18 protein-coding genes are annotated in these 18,632 nt (G+C 29.1%); 15 read left to right on the top strand and 3 right to left on the bottom strand.

Annotated elements, in window-relative coordinates; genetic code table 11:
- Positions 1-5 precede the first annotated feature (5 nt).
- The 7 genes from ACWJJT_RS04605 to ACWJJT_RS04575 all read left to right on the top strand — a co-directional run bounded on the left by ACWJJT_RS04605 (position 6) and on the right by ACWJJT_RS04575 (position 6,636).
- Positions 6-959, top strand: coding sequence for a TDT family transporter (locus tag ACWJJT_RS04605; RefSeq protein ID WP_462956198.1), 954 nt, complete (start codon positions 6-8; stop codon positions 957-959).
- 283 nt (positions 960-1,242) lie between these two features.
- Positions 1,243-2,403 (top strand): cell wall hydrolase, encoded by a 1,161-nt coding sequence (locus tag ACWJJT_RS04600; protein WP_462956197.1) that lies wholly within the window; start codon positions 1,243-1,245, stop codon positions 2,401-2,403.
- 529 nt (positions 2,404-2,932) lie between these two features.
- Positions 2,933-3,781, top strand: a complete 849-nt coding sequence (gene xerA / locus ACWJJT_RS04595) for a site-specific tyrosine recombinase/integron integrase (protein ID WP_462955276.1) — start codon at positions 2,933-2,935, stop codon at positions 3,779-3,781.
- On the top strand, positions 3,774-4,955 hold the full coding sequence (locus ACWJJT_RS04590) for an IS91 family transposase (RefSeq protein ID WP_462955275.1): 1,182 nt from the start codon (positions 3,774-3,776) through the stop codon (positions 4,953-4,955). Before xerA ends, ACWJJT_RS04590 begins: the two co-directional genes overlap by 8 nt.
- A gap of 334 nt (positions 4,956-5,289) precedes the next feature.
- Complete coding sequence (gene gloA2, locus ACWJJT_RS04585) at positions 5,290-5,676, top strand: SMU1112c/YaeR family gloxylase I-like metalloprotein (protein ID WP_216303738.1); 387 nt, start codon at positions 5,290-5,292, stop codon at positions 5,674-5,676.
- Positions 5,677-5,944: 268 nt separating this feature from the next.
- Positions 5,945-6,115, top strand: coding sequence for a hypothetical protein (locus tag ACWJJT_RS04580; protein ID WP_165412276.1), 171 nt, complete (start codon positions 5,945-5,947; stop codon positions 6,113-6,115).
- Positions 6,116-6,429: 314 nt separating this feature from the next.
- Complete coding sequence (locus ACWJJT_RS04575; RefSeq protein WP_165412277.1) at positions 6,430-6,636, top strand: hypothetical protein; 207 nt, start codon at positions 6,430-6,432, stop codon at positions 6,634-6,636.
- A 107-nt stretch (positions 6,637-6,743) separates the two neighbouring features.
- On the opposite strand, the gene ACWJJT_RS04570 is transcribed toward ACWJJT_RS04575, so the two are convergent.
- Positions 6,744-7,643 carry a tetratricopeptide repeat protein gene (locus tag ACWJJT_RS04570; protein ID WP_462956196.1) on the bottom strand — a complete coding sequence of 300 codons (900 nt, stop codon included), beginning with the start codon at positions 7,641-7,643 and terminating at the stop codon, positions 6,744-6,746.
- 359 nt (positions 7,644-8,002) lie between these two features.
- On the opposite strand from ACWJJT_RS04570, the gene ACWJJT_RS04565 reads away from it, so the two are divergent.
- Positions 8,003-9,742, top strand: a complete 1,740-nt coding sequence (locus ACWJJT_RS04565; RefSeq protein WP_462956195.1) for an ABC-F family ATP-binding cassette domain-containing protein — start codon at positions 8,003-8,005, stop codon at positions 9,740-9,742.
- Between the two features lie 70 nt (positions 9,743-9,812).
- Here ACWJJT_RS04565 and fliB read toward each other — a convergent pair whose 3' ends face one another.
- Positions 9,813-11,033, bottom strand: coding sequence for a flagellin lysine-N-methylase (gene fliB / locus ACWJJT_RS04560; protein ID WP_462956194.1), 1,221 nt, complete (start codon positions 11,031-11,033; stop codon positions 9,813-9,815).
- A gap of 240 nt (positions 11,034-11,273) precedes the next feature.
- Complete coding sequence (locus tag ACWJJT_RS04555) at positions 11,274-12,434, bottom strand: metallophosphoesterase (RefSeq protein ID WP_462956193.1); 1,161 nt, start codon at positions 12,432-12,434, stop codon at positions 11,274-11,276.
- Positions 12,435-12,900: 466 nt separating this feature from the next.
- On the opposite strand from ACWJJT_RS04555, the gene ACWJJT_RS04550 reads away from it, so the two are divergent.
- From ACWJJT_RS04550 to ACWJJT_RS04520, 7 genes are all read left to right on the top strand, one after another.
- Complete coding sequence (locus ACWJJT_RS04550) at positions 12,901-14,250, top strand: DUF4317 domain-containing protein (RefSeq protein WP_462956192.1); 1,350 nt, start codon at positions 12,901-12,903, stop codon at positions 14,248-14,250.
- A gap of 100 nt (positions 14,251-14,350) precedes the next feature.
- Positions 14,351-14,779 (top strand): hypothetical protein, encoded by a 429-nt coding sequence (locus ACWJJT_RS04545; RefSeq protein ID WP_462956191.1) that lies wholly within the window; start codon positions 14,351-14,353, stop codon positions 14,777-14,779.
- Entirely contained in the window at positions 14,754-15,140 is a 387-nt protein-coding gene (locus ACWJJT_RS04540) for a HEPN domain-containing protein (RefSeq protein WP_462956190.1), read from the top strand. Before ACWJJT_RS04545 ends, ACWJJT_RS04540 begins: the two co-directional genes overlap by 26 nt.
- Positions 15,141-15,816: 676 nt before the next feature.
- Positions 15,817-16,563: a hypothetical protein gene (locus ACWJJT_RS04535; protein ID WP_462956189.1), complete on the top strand. Its 747-nt coding sequence runs from the start codon at positions 15,817-15,819 to the stop codon at positions 16,561-16,563.
- Positions 16,564-16,667: 104 nt separating this feature from the next.
- The gene (locus ACWJJT_RS04530; RefSeq protein WP_462956188.1) at positions 16,668-17,339 is read left to right on the top strand and encodes a nuclease/transposase family protein; all 672 of its coding nucleotides are present in this window, start codon (positions 16,668-16,670) and stop codon (positions 17,337-17,339) included.
- A 301-nt stretch (positions 17,340-17,640) separates the two neighbouring features.
- A complete protein-coding gene (locus tag ACWJJT_RS04525; RefSeq protein WP_216304105.1) occupies positions 17,641-17,898 on the top strand; it encodes a hypothetical protein in 258 nt (85 codons plus the stop codon).
- A gap of 126 nt (positions 17,899-18,024) precedes the next feature.
- A complete protein-coding gene (locus ACWJJT_RS04520; protein WP_216304104.1) occupies positions 18,025-18,435 on the top strand; it encodes a peptide deformylase in 411 nt (136 codons plus the stop codon).
- Positions 18,436-18,632: the final 197 nt, after the last annotated feature.

The following is an 18,632-nucleotide window of genomic DNA, read 5'->3' as shown; positions in this document are numbered from 1 at the left end:
AAAAAATGAAAAGCCTGATAGAAAAAACTCCTGTACCAATTGCAGGGTTAATGTTAGCTTTAGCAGCAACTGGCAATCTATTATTATCTTATGGTGATATATACAGGAAGATCTTTGGAGTTGGAGCTTCATTAATATTAGTACTCCTTGTATTTAAGATATTATTTGATACAAAAAGTGTAGTAGATTCTTTCAAAAACCCAGTTGTTGCCAGCGTAATGATTACTTTTACTATGGGTTTAATGATTTTGGCAACTTACATAGTTCCGTATGCTCATTCAATATCCTTTGGTGTGTGGTCTTTTGGTTTATTACTGCATTGTATTTTAATAATTTGTTTTACGGCAAAATTTATTTTTAACTTTGATATAAAAAAGGTTTTTCCAAGCTATTTTGTAGTTTATGTTGGTATTGTGGTAGCAAGTATGACTGCACCTACCTATAATTTAATTAGTCTTGGAAAAGGTATTTTCTGGTTTGGCCTTATATCATATTTATTATTATTGCCTATTGTGATTTATAGGACATTATTTATTAAGGGAATTCAAGAGCCGGCACTACCAACTATTTCAATATTCGCGGCTCCAGCTAGCTTATGTTTAGCTGGATATTTAGCATGTTTTACAGTGAAAAATAATTTTTTATTAGGCTTTTTAGGAGGTCTAGCATTTATAATGTTCTTAGTGGTGATTTTGTATTTACCAAAGCTACTTAAAACTAAATTTTACCCAAGTTATTCTGCTTTTACTTTTCCGATGGTGATAAGCGCAGTTGCTATGAAGCAACTTAATGGGTATCTAGTTAATATTAAAGAACCAATATATATGTTAAAATATTTGGTTAAATTCCAAGAAGTACTAGCTGTTTTAATCGTTATTTATGTTTTAGCAAGATACTTTAAATTTCTTTTTCTTGAGGATAAAATCTCGAAAAAATCTAAAATAGACCAAACAATCTAAAAATATAATAAATAAGACTGTGATTAGATTTGATTTATAAAGCTAATTATAGTCTTTTTATTACTTATATTGGAAGATAAAAGCTTGAAAAGCTATTAACAGAAAAGCCTCAAAATGAACAGAATATATATGATAGACAATTTGATAACTGGGCGCTATATTACAAATAATTAAAAGACCAATATTTGCTATACATATCTCTGTATGTTATTATGTTCAGATGATAAAAACTTTTAAACATAATATATTTAAAAATAAAATATTATGTAGGGGGGATGGAGAATTGAACAAAAAAATAATTTCAGCCGTAATGGCACTTGGTGTAATTATAAGCGTTAGTTCTACTAGCGTATATGCAGATTCTGCATCAGATAAGGCAAAAATTCGTCAGGTTCAAACTCAAAGAAACGACCTTGAAAGCAAAGTTGAGATTATGAACAATAAGCGTGAAACAATTATGTCTAATATCGATAGTAATGAAAGCAGTATAGCTATAACACAAAAGAATATTAAGCAAACAAAAATAAATATTGAAAAAGCAAAGGCTGATATCAAAGCAGAACAGATTATTTTTAATAAAAGAATGAGAGTAATGTATATGAATGGGTCATCAAGCTATCTAAACATTATGCTAAGCTCAAATGGTATGGATGATTTTATATCCAGAGTAGAAAATATTAAAAGGGTAGTAACATTTGATCAAAAGGTTATGAATAATATGAAAACAAAAGAAGCAGCAATTAATTTAAAGAAGGTAGCGCTAGATTCAGAGAATACAAAGTTGCTATCTTTAAGAGTTGAGAATAAAAAGAATTTAGCGATTTTAACAGAACAAAAATCAGACCAAGATGTATTAGCATTAAAATTGAATGCCCTAGAAAATCAATATGGCGCACAACTGGTAATAGATCAAGCTAATGAAGCAAGACAAGCAACAGAAGAAAAACAAGCATTAATTGATTCAAGAAAAGCTAATAACAAACGGAATGAATCTCCTAAACAAGTTGTAAAAACTCCAGAAATAGCTAGTTATACTTCAGTGCAAACTAAACCTATAGCAATCAAAAATGACTCAAGTGATTTGGACTTGCTATCAAGATTAATAACTGCCGAAGCAGGAGGAGCATCTTATAAAGCTCAAGTTGCTGTAGGCGCTGTAGTTTTAAACAGAGTTAAGAGCAGCAGTTTTCCAAATTCAATCAGTGCTGTTATTAATGAAAAAACTAATGGTTTTTATCAATTTACTCCAATACTAAATGGTAACATTAACAGACCTGCACAGGCAAGTGCTGTTAAGGCTGCAAATGAAGCACTCAGTGGAAATGATCCAACAAATAATGCACTGTTTTTTTATAGTGGTAGTGCACCTAAGGGCTTGACTTTACCACAACCAGTTTCATTAAGAATAGACGATTTAACATTTATTAAAATGCTAAAAGACTGACTATAGAGTATTTTTGATAACTTCTTAACTAAAGATTTAATTTTAATACAATCATATATATTTATTGCTTAGGACTACATAATTATTAATCATCTTAAACTCAAATATTCTTACTGGGATGGTACAGAGAATTATTATGAATAAGGGAGTTCACTTTGTGAACTCCCTTATATATATTGATGGATATATAAATAATAATGATGAGTATGAGTAAAAAATATATGCATTTACATCTCCTATATTAATAATACGCTGGTGTGAAAAAGTTGCAAACTAGTGATTTAAGTAGAGGACATATGTTATTATTAAAATATCATATATATTAATAGAAAACTAAATGCTTCGCAGTATTCTTATAGAACTAAACCGCTAAAAACGGTGGCAGACAAGTGCTAATCATATTAATTTAATTTTTACTTAAATAAAATAGAAAGAAGTATCCTATTTGACTAAGATACTTCTTTATTATAATACACACTTCCTATAAACTTTTATTGTCGAAATAAAAAATAAGGAAGTGTTATTATTTATGTCAGAATTAAGAGAAAAAATGAAAATGAATATGGAACTAAGGGGTTATAGTCCAATGACTATAAAAAGCTATATCAATCACGTTAGTAACTTTGCTAAATTTTACAACAAATCACCAAAGTATTTAGGTGAAAAAGAAATTTGTGACTATCTACATTATTGTATCATTAAAAAAAAATTAAGTGAAGGAACAGTTAATTATATTAATTCAAGTCTTAAATTTTTTTATACTAAAACTCTAAATAGATATTGGAATTCGGACAAAATCGCAAGGATGAAAGAACCATCAAAATTACCTTCTGTATTATCTCCAGATGAGGTTAAATCTATCTTTGATGTTACTGAAAACCTTAAGCATAAAGCAATTCTCATGACGGTCTACTCCGCAGGATTAAGAGTTAGTGAAGTTTGTAACCTAAAAATAACAGATATTGATAGTAAAAACATGCAAATATTAATTAGAGAGGGCAAAGGTAAAAAAGATAGATATTCATTGTTATCTAAAGCAAATTTAGAAATCCTCAGAGAGTATTGGAGCAGATATCATCCTACGGAATATTTATTTTCTGGAAAGTGTCGTACAGATTCTATAAGTCCACGTAGTGTTCAGAAAATGCTCGAGAAATCTATAAAAAAAACTAAAATCACTAAGCATGCAACTGTCCATACGCTTCGCCATAGCTTTGCAACTCACTTATTGGATGCTGGCACGGATATCTGCTATATTCAAAGACTTTTAGGACATACCCGAATTACTACTACCACTATCTATTTACATCTTAGAAGGATGGATTTACTTAATATAAAGAGTCCGTTGGATATCCTCTTAGGAGAGAACGATGATTGAGATTCAAGATATATTCAATCAACATGGTGATGAATATAGGAGAACTCATCAGCTTCCGCTGAATATTTTAAAAACTATGATAGATATTGAAGCTTGTAGAACAGCAGAGCTTGGTGGTCATGTAGACGAATGTGATGAATGTGGGCATGTTAGGGTTTCTTATAATTCCTGCCGAAACAGGCATTGTCCTAAATGCCAAACTTTAGCCAAGGAAAGATGGCTTGAAAAAAGAAAAGAGGATTTATTATCCGTAGGGTATTTTCATGTAGTTTTCACTATTCCTGAAGAGCTTAACTATATAACATTAACAAATCAAAAGGAAATGTATTCTATTCTATTTAAATCTGTTTCTGAAACACTACTTGAACTTTCAAGTGATAAAAAACATTTAGGAGCAGAAATTGGATTTATGGCAATTTTGCATACGTGGGGTCAAAATTTAATGAATCATCCACACGTACATTGCATAGTTCCTAGTGGCGGATTAACTTTAGATGGTAACCGATGGATAAATTCAAAAAAAGATTTCTTTATCCCAGTGAAAGTGCTTTCAAGAAAATTTAGAGGTAAATTTTTATTTTACCTTAAAAGAGCTTATTATAGTAATGCACTTAAATATACTACAGGAATTGAGGAATTAACAAAGAAACATATATTTCAGAGCTTCATAGATAAGTTATATAAAAAAGAATGGATTGTATATTGTAGACCTCCTTTTGGGAGTGCGGAGTACGTACTTGAATACCTTGGTAGATATACTCATAGAGTAGCGATATCTAATCATCGAATTGTAAATTTAGAAAATGGATATGTAACATTTAAATGGAGAGATTATAAAGACCATAATAAAGAAAAGTTTATGACACTTACAGTAGATGAATTTATTAGAAGATTTCTCATGCATGTTTTACCAAGAAAGTTTGTTAAAATTAGACATTATGGAATATTAAGCAATAGAAATAGGTCAACTAAGCTTCAAAAATGCAAAGAACTTACAGGAACAATAGAAAATAAAAATTTAGAAGTTAAGTTAAGTGCAGCGGAGCTTCTTTTAAAGCTGACAGGGATAGATATAAATATCTGTTCTTGCTGTGGTAAAGGTAAAATGATTACAAAAGAGAAATTAAATCGCCAAAATTATTCGCCACCAGGAGGAATAAATAAAATAGCATAAAGTTTTTATTTAGGGGAGGGGGAAATTACGTCTATTTTTAGAAAATAATCAAGGCTTAGAATGATTTAAGATGCATTTGTGGAAATTAAAGTTAATACTCTTAGTGTTAAAGAAAATTTCAGAAAGAGGGAAAAGATTGAATCTCCATAGTAGTGGAAACGCGGCATCGTTCTTTAGCTTGTTTCAGAAATTGAGCAACTTTAGTGGCTATCATCATTTAAGCATATACTTATGGTGATAGTTTTTAGCGGCTCAACATCTGAATCCAAACCTATTCAAACTGTGGTGCAGTCGAAAGAAATTGCGTACGTAATATAAAGAAGGAGATAAAAAAATGAAGTTAAATAAGATTCATCATATAGCTATTATTTGTTCAAATTATGAAAGATCTAAAGAGTTTTACGTTAATGTTTTAGATTTGAAAATCATTAAAGAAACATATAGAAAAGATAGAGAATCATATAAGCTCGACTTAGGTGTTGGAGAGAATTATCAAATAGAATTATTTTCTTTTCCGCAATCACCTAAAAGGGCGAGTTATCCTGAAGCAAGAGGACTAAGGCATCTTGCTTTTGAGGTAGATAACATTGATGAGGCGATAAAAGAACTGGCTGATAAGAATGTAATTGCTGAGCATATTAGAATTGATGAGATTACGGGGAAAAAATTTACTTTTTTTAGTGATCCAGATGATTTACCTATAGAATTATATGAAAAATAGTAGGATAGCATTTTAAAATTGACAACTGTATGTCATAGCATAAATATCTTTGAAGAGCTTTTTTAACTTGTATAATTTCCCAAGGGTCTGGCCCATTACAGAGATAAAACAGACAAGCAGTGTTGCTCAAAAGGCTGTTTGTAGGGTATAATAAATTAGTAAAATAACAAGACCTACCTTGAAAATATTTATCGTGAATATTAATTTAGAAGGTATTAGTTATGAAGTTTTTTTAAGCCGTAAAAAATAAAAAAAAGAGGGTAAAAATATGAAAAATGATATAAACAAAAACATGGAAATAATGAAAAAAATTATTGAAGAAAGAAAAGCAAAATCTTCCACGCAAAAAAATAATAAGAGAGCATCAATCTATGGATCACAAAGCGCATCATCAGGTAATGGGGGAGGTTTAGTTGGTAAAAATAACAGGGGTCAATGAATAAATTCCCTTGTTATAAATAAAATATATGTAACTCTAAAAGTTTATTTCATAGAGAAATCTAGGGGTAGGCTTTTTTTTATTGATTAGCAACTCTCAAATTCAACTCACATAAGTACCCAAGAGGCGACCATTACAGAAATTGAAAGTGAAATTTACAAGCTGTGTTGATAATTCAATATATATTTATAATTTTTAATACATAATTTTTAATACATAATTTGTATAAAAAATAATGAAATATTTTAAATATAATATTATCATTAATTTATGGGCATTATAATATAAAATAATTAGTAAAGGAGATGCTTTTTATGAGTCAAAATAAAACCATAGCTGAAAACAATCAAAATATTATACCTAATAGTGAAAATAGTCTGAGTCAAAATATGACCATGAAACAAAAAGATCAAAGCCTTATGGCTAATAGTTTAGATAGTGAAAATGCTAAAAATGGATATAAGGTTAATGGAAATGCTAGCGTACAAGCTGCTAATCAAGGAACTAGAAATAAAAACTAGATGAATTAATTTACTTGGAAATCTTAAAATGTGAAAACACAGTAGAGTTATACTTTCTCTACTGTGTTATATATATATATTTACAAGATAGTGAATTAATACAAAAGTTAATTTATTGGTGTACATATTCCTTGTGTAAATTGCGTAATTGCGCCAGTATTAATGTTTACTAAATATAAACATAAGGAATATTCTTGTTCTGGATTAACAGGATCTTTGTAAGATTTTCCTATCGCGTAATAATCATCACCATTATAAATACCTGTACTCTGGAATCTTTGATTAGTTGTATTAAAAGTTTCGTTAGTATCTAATTTTACTTTTGATTTAACTAAATCCATTGCCTGTTGAAATGTTAAATTTTGTGTTTGTTTACTTGCGTTAACTTTTGCCGACGACTGAGCATCATCCTTTTGTTTCTGCGCAGCTATTGCAATATCGTTTTTTAATTTAGCAGAATCATCCTTCTGTTTTTGCAAAGCGGTAACAATATCTGCCTTTAATTTCTTAACGTCTGTATTTTTAGCATCAAGCTTTACTATATTGCCTATATACTTATTAGCTTCATCAAATTTCTTACCTGCCATAGTATCTTTTGCATTCTTTAAATTATCAGCTATATATAACTTCTTACACTCACTAATACTATTTTGTGAATCAAAGTACCTTCTAGTATCCTGCTTGTCTATTTTTGTAAAGCTATCAATTGCCGCTAAATAATCATTATTCTCCATTTGCTTTACCGCAATAGAATATGTTTCTTTTGAATTCTTTAAGAGTTTAGCAAAATCTATTTTTTTATTTACATCTGGGTCGTTTTTGTAACTTAGAGCTTCACCGTACAAAGTTACAGCTTTATCATATTCTTCTTTAGCCATAGCTTGGTTTGCATTATTAAAAAGCTGATTATATGGTCTAATTTTGTTTAAATAAAAAGAAGAACCTACTACTAATATAATAACTAAAATAATTTCTGAAGACATTAGCACTTTATTTTTAGCATTCATAAAAAATAATCCCCCTTATGTTTACAGTAAACTTAACCATGTATTCCCATTATACAATAATATATTGAGTTTTGCATTTGTTTAGTACTACAAATGGACTTAGGTTCTGTTTTTGTCAACATGTTAGTGGGTACCCGGCTCGCAAAGACTTTTTAGAATTAACGGATATCACGAGAAGCTTTAATATGAAATGATTGAATTTAGTCGTAAAAAATGTTATGCTAACAATGGTAAACTCAGTAGAATGTCTTTACTACATAAAAATCAAGTGTAAAATTGCAATTGAAAATACAAAAATACAATATATTGAAGAGCTTATTTTTATAGGCTCTTTTTTAGTGATAAAGAGAGGTAATAATATGATAAAAATTGATAACTTGTCCTACTCGTTTCCGCAAAAGGATCTATATAATAATATTTCATTTACATTAGAAGATGGTCAACATTGTGCTTTTATAGGAACAAATGGCAGTGGAAAAAGTACACTGATAGATATAATTATGGATCCAGAAAAATATATGTTCGATGGAAAGCTCGAGATTGACCCAAATTGTAGAATTGGGTATGTAAGTCAATTCTCGCAACAGGGCGAAATGAAAGAAATTACAGTTTTCGAATATATAGGGGAAAAATTTATTAAACTACAAAATGAAATAACATCTATTTGCAGTGAAATGGAAACATCTTCGGATATTGATTCTTTACTAGAAAAGTATCAACAAACTTTAGACGCATTTGATGCAATTAATGGGGATGATTTCGAAAACATCATTAATAAAAACTTAAATCTTGCAAACTTAAGCAAGTATAAAGATCTAATGATATCTGAACTTAGTGGTGGGGAATTCAAGCTTATTCAAGTAATTAAGGAAATGCTAAATAGTCCAGACTTAATGATTATGGATGAACCCGATGTGTTTTTAGACTTTGAAAACCTTAATTCGCTTAAAGATCTAATTAATTCGCACATTGGAACAATGTTAATTATTACGCACAACAGATATATATTGAATCATTGTTTTAATAAAATTCTACAACTTGAAAACATGGAGATCCAAGAGTTTGATGGAAACTATATTGAGTATAACTTCTCATTACTTCAAACGAAAATTGAGTTACAAGAACTAGCTGCTACTGATAATGAAGAATTTGAGAGAAACGAGATCTTAATAAAGAAGTTAAGATTTCTCGCAACTGAGTATAATCAATCTTCTAAAGGGAAAGCTCTAAATGCTAGAGTTAAAATTCAAGAAAGATTAGAAAAAAGTAGAATTAAATCGCCATTTGTAGATATTAAACAACCGAATATCAGTTTAGTTACAGATAATGAAATCGAAGAAACCATTGTTTTAAAAGTTAATGATTACAGTGTTGCCTTTGATAATATGCTTCTAGAAAATGTTAACTTTGAGATTAAATCTACTGATAAAGTAGCTCTTATCGGTTCAAATGGTGCCGGGAAAACGACGTTACTTCGAGAAATATTTAAAAACAATCATGATTCTATTGAGATAAATGAAGATGTTGAAGTGGCTTATTTGTCTCAACTTCAAGGCAAAACACTAAATGAGTCTAATACGATACTTGAAGAGTTCTTAGATGCTGGTTTTAAAACTAATCAAGAGGTTAGAGCATATATTTCTGGTTATGGTTTCGAAGAAGAAGCCATTAATCAAAAGATAGGGGCTTTATCTGGTGGAGAAAAAAATATGCTTCAACTGGCCAAAGTTTCTGCTAGTAAAGCAAACATTTTGCTTCTTGATGAACCGACAAGTCATTTAGACACATATTCACAAATAGCACTGGAAAAAGCCATAGAAAACTATAAAGGTGCGATTCTTATGATTTCTCATGATTTCTATTCTATAGTAAACTGTATGGATTTTGTTTTAATCATTGAAGATAAGACAATTAGAAAAATGAGTATGCGAAAATTTAGAAAGATGATTTATGCTAATCATTTTGACAAAGACTATTTAGAAATTGAACAAAAGAAAAAATTAGTTGAAACAAAAATAGAATTGGCTTTAAAAGATACTGATTTTACGCTTGCAAAAGTTTTATCGCAGGAGTTAGAAGAGCTGATTAAGTTACTCTAAATTTAGCAAAGTTTAAGTGGAAATATTGAGCTCTCTTGTATATACATTGAGAACTCAATATTTTTTATTTTTATAAAAGTGTTTTAGAAAATTGTATATTATCAAGTTTATTTTCTTTCATATAATTTATTGAATCAATTAAAAAAGTTCTGTGATGTTCTATGGTCTTCGATAAAGATTGAATAAATTCAACTATATTTTCTTTGTTATCCTGTTTATTATATAGATAGTTACCAACTAAATAAAATCTAATAAATGAATATCTTACTAAAAGCATAATATATCCATCGAATATTGATTCTGATTCAGAAAATGGAAACATATAGTTATACATAAAATTCACCAAATAATTTTCGAAAATATAGCTATTATTATTCATAAAATTTTCAGTATAATCTTCAAATGCGTTTATGTACATTTCTGAATGTTTACTAATGTCGCCACCTTCATCAAACTTGAATCCAGCTATAATTTGCTTAGTATATTCCTTAAAATAAAGACTATCCACTTCTTTAGATACATTTAAGAAGCCTATCATCTTTTTGAAAAAATCTATCTGAACAATATAACTTAATTGATCTCTTTCATAACAATCACTAACTAAGTTCATATCATATTCCCTAATAAATTTAGGTACATTACCATACTTGTATTTAAGTTCTTCTTCTAATGTTTTTATAAAATCACCTAATATATAAAGTCTTTTACTTAAGTCGAACTTTCTGTTTTGTATTATTTCAACACTTAGATTTCTAATTTCTTTAAAATACTTAAAAGCTGAATTATCATATTCTTTAGAGCTGGTTTCAATATCACCTGATAGTATATGTTTGCCTAAAGTTTCTTCACTTTCTTTAAATCCAATTCCTTCTTCTTTTAGTAAAATAATTCTTGCAGCTTCCGGACAGGCAATATCAAGTGATATTTCATAACATGTATCTACTTTATTAATTATCCTAGGAAAAGATGTGCAAACATTTGAAAGATACTCTTCTCCAATTTTGGAATAAATAATACAATAATTTTCGTCATCTAAAAAAGCACATCTTTTTCCAGTTTTTAATTCTATTTTTCCATAATCTATATCAGGACTTAGGTATTCATCATTATTATGTACATTTTTTTGAATCATTCGCTTCATTTCTTTGTCTTGAACCTTATAATATTGCCTAAAGGTAACCTTATCGATATCTATATCCCATCCAATACAACAGCTATCTGTACATTTTCCACCTATACATTTAAATTCTTTAAGATAGCTCGGATATCTCATTTTTATATTTTTTTCCATTGTATACTTCCTTTGTATATAAATTATTTCAAGTTTTCTGTTTCATATTTATTTTACTATAGTATTTTAAGTCTGTCAGATGTATTTTTATTGCCGAGGGTCTGACCCTGTTGTGGGGACACGCTTTGCTGGACCCACTTACTAATTAAACTATAAACCATAAACCATTAAGGAAAAGCTACTACATTACTTTAAACTAAGAAATATAGTAGCTTCGTCTACATAATAAATAACTATTTATTATTTGAGTTTAAGATTTATTTCAACAATTTCCGAGCGGCTACCTATCCTAATTGGAGGTCCCCATGTTCCATAACCTGAAGATATAATAAATTGAGAATTGTTCTTTTTTAAATACCCATAGTCTATTTCAAAAATTCCATTGGTTATAATATTTGCAGGAAATATCTGACCTCTATGGGTGTGACCTGATAGTTGTAAATCAATCCCCTGGTTTTCAGGTTCACTTAAATTTACTGGCTGATGATCCATAAGCAAAAATGGTTTTGACTTATCTAAATCCTTTACTAAGGATGACAAATCTTTTCTTTTAATTTTTGTAACACGCTCTAAGGATGGGTCTTGTCTACCTATAACATAAAAGCTATCACTTACCAAAACTGAAGTATCACGCAGCACAGTTATACCTGCATTCTCAAAATTTTTAACTACATCATCTACATTACTTCCCATTCCATCATGATTACCAAGGGAGGCATACACTCCATATTTGCTTTTAATTCGCCTAAAGTTATCACTCATGTTTTCTTTTACAAAAGGGTCAATGCTACTATCAATAATGTCTCCAGGTATTAACACAATGTCAGGTTTTAAATCATTGATTTTATTTACCATACCTGTAAGCCTATTATTATCTACCATAATCCCAAGATGAATGTCCGAGACCATAATAACCTTCAAGGTCTCTAGATTACCCGCAACTTTATCAACATTTAGATCATACTTTGTTACTCTTACGCTACGAGCACTCCAAGTACCATATATCATTACACCAAATATAAATGCAACTACTAGAACCATTACTATTAACGAAACATTAGTATCGCCAGATAAACTTCTTGGGAGAATTATAATTTTTCTATTTATAACTCTTATTAAATCTATTATAGGCAATATTAAAATAAGATAAAACATTATTGCCATCCAATATGATCCTATAATATTTAATTTAGTTGATATTATTGCTGGTATGAAAGAAGGTATAAGCGTTGTTACAATATATGATGATGCTATTATTGAAAACAGTATCCAATATATTTTGGGATTTATAAAAGGAATATGGCGAAATAGGTTCTGCCACATCCTTAAACCTATATAATAATTTATGCTTCCATACAAGCAAATAAATAAAATAGCAATAAGTATCATTAATCCATTCATTTTTTTGCTCCTTCATATTGTTTTTTTTATTATAAAATTTTATACTATATGAAATTATACCATGATGTTGTGTTTTCGCACAGTCTATTGGTGAGATTGCAAAGATTAATTACCAATAATTCATACTGTAGGGTTAGAAAAACAAATACCATAAATTAAAAAAAATTTAAAAATAAGAGTTTTAATTGATATCTCTTCCAAATTAGAACAAATACTGTTCCAGTTTCTGGCAAGAGCCTGGCGCCTTATATAAATTGGAAGTGAAACGGACAAACTATGTTGCTATTCTATTCTCAATAGAAATCATTAAAAAAACTGATATATAAATCCTTTATTTTCTGTAAAAAAAATACTATAATTAATAACGATAATATATTAATTATAGCTACAAATAAAAAATACTAAAGACAAACCACTTCAACTATAAATTTACGTAAGGTTTGTCTATAAATTGAGGAGCTTATACATGAGAAAAAAAGATATGCTTGAGTTAAAAAGACGTTTTAAAAAAGAACAATGCACCTTCACTAAAATGTGTGGCTGCTATGTTAATGGAGAAAAACATACTATTTTAAAATTTAGAGAAAGCTTTCTAAATTTAGATGAGGATGAATACTTTAAATATTTAGAAATTGCTAAAAAAGTAATGTCTGGAACTATTGGGAATAATATTTTAGAACTTAACTTTGAAGTTAATGAAGATTTTACAAATGAAAGACAAATTTCGCTTATGCAGCTTAAAAACAGTCAATTGAAAGATGATGCTCTTGTAGATAACCTTTATGATTTGATTATAGACAATTATGATTACACTGGTAATTTTTTAATACTCTTTTTTCATGATGCTTATGATGTTATTAGCAAAACCAAAGATAATGCACGGATAGATGAATCTGAAGAAGTATATGAATATGTGTTATGTGCAATATGTCCAGTTTCACTTTCAAAGCCTGGTCTTGGATACTTTGAGCAGCAAAACGAAATAAAAGCACGTATTAGAGATTGGGTAGTCGAGTCCCCGATTAATGGCTTTGTGTTTCCTGCTTTTATTGATCGTAGCTGCGATGTTAACTCTATTATGTATTATACAAAAAATGCAAAGGATACACATACTGAATTAATGGAAAATGTTCTAGGTTGTCCTTCAAAACAAACGGCTACGGTGCAAAAGGAAACATTCCAATCAATTATTAAAGATTCTTTTAGTTCTGATGAAAATAAAGCTGATAAAATTTTTATGGATATACAAGAAAACCTAAGCACTATGGTAGAAGAATACAATGATTTAAACGATGATGCAGATTGTGAACCTATAAGCTTAACAAAGAAGGATATACAAAAACTTTTAATAGAAAGTGAAGTTCCCCAGGAAATTACTACTGAGATTGAAAATTCCTATGTAGAGAACTTTGGTGATGATATCACTTTAGCAAAGAATTTAATTGACGCAAAGGCTCTTAAGGCAAATGTGCAAAGAAAAAAGGAAGAACGCCTTTACAAACAAGTAGAAATACTTCAAGCTAGACTTGATCAAGTTAAACAAGAGAATACTATAGATAATGAAACTCACCTGTCTACAGAAGTTAATGATGATAATGTGGTTTTAGAAGAAGCTTTAGAAACTAATTTAGAGAAAGTTCCAGATGCATATTCAGAAGATAATAATGGTACCCCTCAGTATGATGTTATACTACAAGTAAAACCCGAAAAAGTATCTCAAATAAAATCTCAAATAATTAATGGCCAAAAATGCATAGTTATTCCTATTAATGACAATGAACAAACTACGGTTAATGGTATAGATAATTTAATTTAAAACAACTAACTTTACACCTTTCGACAAGTGACAGTCATCCTTTGTTATTTACACTCAATTTATGTAGTGATACAATATAAGAATAGGAAGGTGAAATATTATGATAGAATGTTTAAAAGATTTCTATGCATTAGATAATATTTTTAATACAAGTAATAATACCAATTATAAATTTGAAAATTTAATTGGGTTGGATAATTATGAATGTATACATCCAGTCAAACAAAGGAAAGTTTATGAAATTGCTAATCTATTATTAAAAGATAATGTTGGTAAGCACATCACTGATATTATATTGTTTGGTAGTGCCACAACGCTTTTCTGTAGTAGCTTTAGTGATATTGATATAATCGTTTTAGGTGATTTTTCTGAGTTTTATCCAACTGTAGATTTACACGAGTTTGGAGAAATTGATTTATTTGGATATAATAAAAAACTATTCCTTAGTGATATGGAAAATAATAATTTTTATAGGAACGCTTGGGCGAAAGGGGTAAGAATATATGAGCAATTATCTGCATCTTGCTAAGAGTGATTTGAAGTATGCGAATTTTGGTCTTACAAATTGCACAGACGAAGTGGAAATTAATTATGCGGCTTATCATGTAAATCAAGCAATAGAAAAAATAATTAAAGCACTTTTAGAGCTTAATGGGAATGATTTGACTGACAGAAAGTATAAGACACATAATATAAGTTATTTAATTTCGTCTCTTCCTAAAGGGACACAGGTGCCGAATATAATAGTCGAAAGGAAATTTGAAATTATTAGATGGGTATCAGAGCCAAGATTTAATGTGAATTTTAGAGAATCTAAAGAGGATATTTTAATTATATATACTGCAACATTTGAGTGGCTTAATCAAATCATGTTGATGCAGAGTAGATAATGTTTATTTTATTTTTACTGCATTTCTAGTCTTTAACAAGTTAAAAGGGAATTCAAATGAATTTCCTTTTAATATATTCGTATAATCAATCCACCATGTTATCATCTGCAATAAAATCTACATAAGCATTCTTCTCCCTAAGCTTATTAATATAAACCACTGCACACCTAAATGTCTTTTTATTCTTTGGATTTTATTGTCTCACTGAAAAATTCGCAGGCTTATTGTAACATTTACAAACTACTATTCAAGTTGAAGTCAATATATTTTTCAAAACTAATTACAGTTTTGAATTTACAATGAATTTGTGCGGAAAGCCCACTCCTTAAGGTGTGGGATGGATAGCACTTGTCGATAGGCAATAAAAGAATTATAAAAAAAATAATAAAGGAACAAATATAACACTATAATTAATTATCATTTTTGTATATTGTCCAAGGGATAGGAGAAAATATTATTAATACATAGTGTAGAAGAAGACTTAAATACATAACTAAGGGGATTAAATCATCTCCTGCGGAGCTGAAGTATTAACGACTTCAGAAGGAGATTTATACTTCCACTGAAGTTTTCTGTTTGTTAGGGTATGTAACTCCAGCTTATAGAAGTGGGAGACTTCCTTCTGAAATGTCGTTAAAATTGAAACTTCAACTATAGAAAGTGAGGTGAATATTCAGTGGCAAAAAAAGAAGCTAAACAACGGTTCGTATTGAACCTAAATCTTAAACTTGAAAAATTTGAAGAAAAGATATTGGATAAAAGATTTGAGATTGGAAGGAAGATCTATAATTCAGTTTTAGGTAAAGCTTTAAGTAGGTATAATGAAATGAGCAAGACTAAAAACTGGAGGAAAAATCAATCTGAATTATCAAATATTTATAAAAATAAATTGGACAAGAAAGAATTGAACAAGCTTTGCACTCCGTATTTTGATATTAAAAATGCAATGCTTAAAGAATTTAGGCTAACCGAATATTCACTTCATGAAGATGTAAGATCAACGCAACATACATTTAAACATAATTTAGACAGCTTCACTGCTCAGAAGATTGCATCAAGAGTATGGGAATCTTTAGAAAATAATTTATTTGGCAAAGGTGAACAAGTTCACTTTAAAGGTAGAAACAATCCGTTAAATTCATTAGAAGGTAAATCTAATGGCACTGGAATAAAATATGATATTGAAACAAATACGCTTAAATGGAATGGGTTAAAGATTGAAACAATGCTTAATATAAATAACCAATATGAGATAGATGCTTTAAGGAATAAAATATGTTTCTGTAGAATTAAAAGGAAATTTGTACGAGGGCGTTATAAATATATACTTCAAATAGTTTTGGATGGAGTAGCTCCTACTAAGTTTAACCAAGAGACAGGAGAAATTAGAAAATCGGCCTTGGAGATTGCGGAATTGACATAGGCACACAGACAATCGCTTATACTTGTGAATCTGATGTTAAGCTATATGAATTGGCTCCACATGTACAAAATATTGAAAATGAAAAACGTAGAATTCAAAGATATATGGATAGAAGTAAGAGAAAAACTAATCCTAATAATTTCGATGAAAATTGCAGTATAAAAAAAGGTGTTAAATTAGAATGGAAATATTCAAAGAGATACGTAAAAGCTAAGAATAAACTTAAAGATATATATAGGAAACAAAGGGATATAAGAGAACAAGATCATAATATAATGATTAATGAAATAGTAAAAAATTGCAATGTAGTCTATGTTGAAGAAATGAATTTTAAAGGATTGCAAAAACGTGTTAAAAATGCAACTACTAATGATAAGACTGGAAGGATTAACAAGAAAAAGAGATTTGGTAAATCATTAGCAAATAAAGCACCTAGTAAATTTTTAACAATGCTAGAAAATAAGCTAAAATCTAAAGGCGGAAAATACTTTGAAATTAATACGTGGCAAGTGAAAGCTTCACAGTATAACCACTTAAATCAACAATATAGTAAAAAGAAATTATCTCAAAGGTGGAATGATTTTGAATATAATGGCAAACAAATCAAAGTCCAAAGGGATATATATTCGGCATACCTAATTAAAAATGTTAATGATGATTTATGCAGTATAAATTTTGATGCATGTAATAAAGATTTTGAAAAGTTTTTAGTATTGCATAGTAAAGAAATTAAAAGATTGCAAGGATTAGATAATTTAAGTAGTATGGGAGTTTAGAATAAAAAAATGTCTTGAAACGGGCATTATGCTATCGCTAATGGGTTGTTGCAATCCTTGATGGTGAAATTTTTGGGGAAAATAATTAGTGTTAATATCATTCGTGATATTAAAGAAAGTTATTTAGTACCTAAGAACCACATGATTTTAAGCGTGGGAGTTTCAGAATAAAAGAAGATAGTATAAAAGGGATGAATGTATTAATATTTCTTATCAGCTATGTTATCATTGATATAGATGTTTAGTATTTAGAGAACAATGTTTGCGATAAACAATAACTAAATAAAGGAGAAATGCAATCTTGGTAAAGGATAAATTAAAAGACCATATTATGGAAACTGTTGAAAATCAAATAAAGGATAACAATCCTAAATGTACAACTGAAGTTTTTGAAAAATTAGTAGCTTGTGGATATGCACAAGATATGGCAAAGAAAATGATTGGAGCAGTTTTAGTGGAAGAGCTATATTATGTTTTGAAAAACGAGGAGTTATTTAATGAAGAAAGATATAGTGAAAAATTAGATAAGTTACCATTATTAATTAAGAAATTATATTGAATTCATAGAAAGTGTATAGTAAAATCAAATTTTGCTATGCATTTTCTAATACAAGCTCCATAATGTATTTGTACAATAGAGGAATCATTTAAAAATATAAATAAGACTAAAGAAGGAGTATAACATATGGTTAGATCAATTATGAAAGACATATTTTTTCTTAATCAAAAATCAGAACTTGCTACAAAAGCAGATGCTCAGGTGATACAGGATTTGCTTGATACGCTTAAAGCAAATAAAGAAGGGTGTGTAGGAATGGCAGCTAATATGATTGGTGTCAAAAAAAGAATTATTGTGATCAGTATGGGTGATATGAACGTTCCGATGATTAATCCTGTGATAGCGAATAAATCGGGTCAATATGAAACAGAAGAAGGATGTCTTTCACTTATAGGTGTTAGAAAAACTAATAGATTCAAAGAGATAGAAGTAGAGTATTTTGATTCGGGATTTAAGAAGCGAAGGGGAAAATACTCAGGATGGATTGCTCAAATTATTCAACATGAAGTAGACCATTGTGATGGGATAGTCATATAGAAAAAAGGTAAGAGCGCTGTTCAAGGTGCAATCACAGCAATTAAAGAAAAATTCATGATAATTAACCAGTTATAATATAAAAAGCTATAAGTAAAATAAATACACAAACAAAATTGACTGAATTATACTATATGATATTCTAACGAAGAATATATATATGTAGTTTTTATAAATATCAAAGCATAAAAGGAGTAAAA

The organism is Clostridium sp. CM041, assembly GCF_055081035.1.
The sequence above is the reverse complement of the archived record's forward strand: the minus strand, read 5'-3'. Positions and strand labels throughout refer to the sequence as shown.

What these genes read in the sequence shown, in the direction of transcription:
- fliB (WP_462956194.1), bottom strand. Translation starts at nt 11,033, where the DNA reads ATGGAAAAAAATATAAAAATGAGATATCCGAGCTATCTTAAAGAATTT.
- ACWJJT_RS04590 (WP_462955275.1), top strand. Translation starts at nt 3,774, where the DNA reads ATGATTGAGATTCAAGATATATTCAATCAACATGGTGATGAATATAGG.
- ACWJJT_RS04520 (WP_216304104.1), top strand. Translation starts at nt 18,025, where the DNA reads ATGGTTAGATCAATTATGAAAGACATATTTTTTCTTAATCAAAAATCA.
- xerA (WP_462955276.1), top strand. Translation starts at nt 2,933, where the DNA reads ATGTCAGAATTAAGAGAAAAAATGAAAATGAATATGGAACTAAGGGGT.
- ACWJJT_RS04540 (WP_462956190.1), top strand. Translation starts at nt 14,754, where the DNA reads ATGAGCAATTATCTGCATCTTGCTAAGAGTGATTTGAAGTATGCGAAT.
- ACWJJT_RS04575 (WP_165412277.1), top strand. Translation starts at nt 6,430, where the DNA reads ATGAGTCAAAATAAAACCATAGCTGAAAACAATCAAAATATTATACCT.
- ACWJJT_RS04545 (WP_462956191.1), top strand. Translation starts at nt 14,351, where the DNA reads ATGATAGAATGTTTAAAAGATTTCTATGCATTAGATAATATTTTTAAT.
- ACWJJT_RS04555 (WP_462956193.1), bottom strand. Translation starts at nt 12,434, where the DNA reads ATGAATGGATTAATGATACTTATTGCTATTTTATTTATTTGCTTGTAT.
- ACWJJT_RS04565 (WP_462956195.1), top strand. Translation starts at nt 8,003, where the DNA reads ATGATAAAAATTGATAACTTGTCCTACTCGTTTCCGCAAAAGGATCTA.
- ACWJJT_RS04570 (WP_462956196.1), bottom strand. Translation starts at nt 7,643, where the DNA reads ATGAATGCTAAAAATAAAGTGCTAATGTCTTCAGAAATTATTTTAGTT.
- ACWJJT_RS04530 (WP_462956188.1), top strand. Translation starts at nt 16,668, where the DNA reads ATGGATAGAAGTAAGAGAAAAACTAATCCTAATAATTTCGATGAAAAT.
- ACWJJT_RS04580 (WP_165412276.1), top strand. Translation starts at nt 5,945, where the DNA reads ATGAAAAATGATATAAACAAAAACATGGAAATAATGAAAAAAATTATT.
- ACWJJT_RS04550 (WP_462956192.1), top strand. Translation starts at nt 12,901, where the DNA reads ATGAGAAAAAAAGATATGCTTGAGTTAAAAAGACGTTTTAAAAAAGAA.
- gloA2 (WP_216303738.1), top strand. Translation starts at nt 5,290, where the DNA reads ATGAAGTTAAATAAGATTCATCATATAGCTATTATTTGTTCAAATTAT.
- ACWJJT_RS04605 (WP_462956198.1), top strand. Translation starts at nt 6, where the DNA reads ATGAAAAGCCTGATAGAAAAAACTCCTGTACCAATTGCAGGGTTAATG.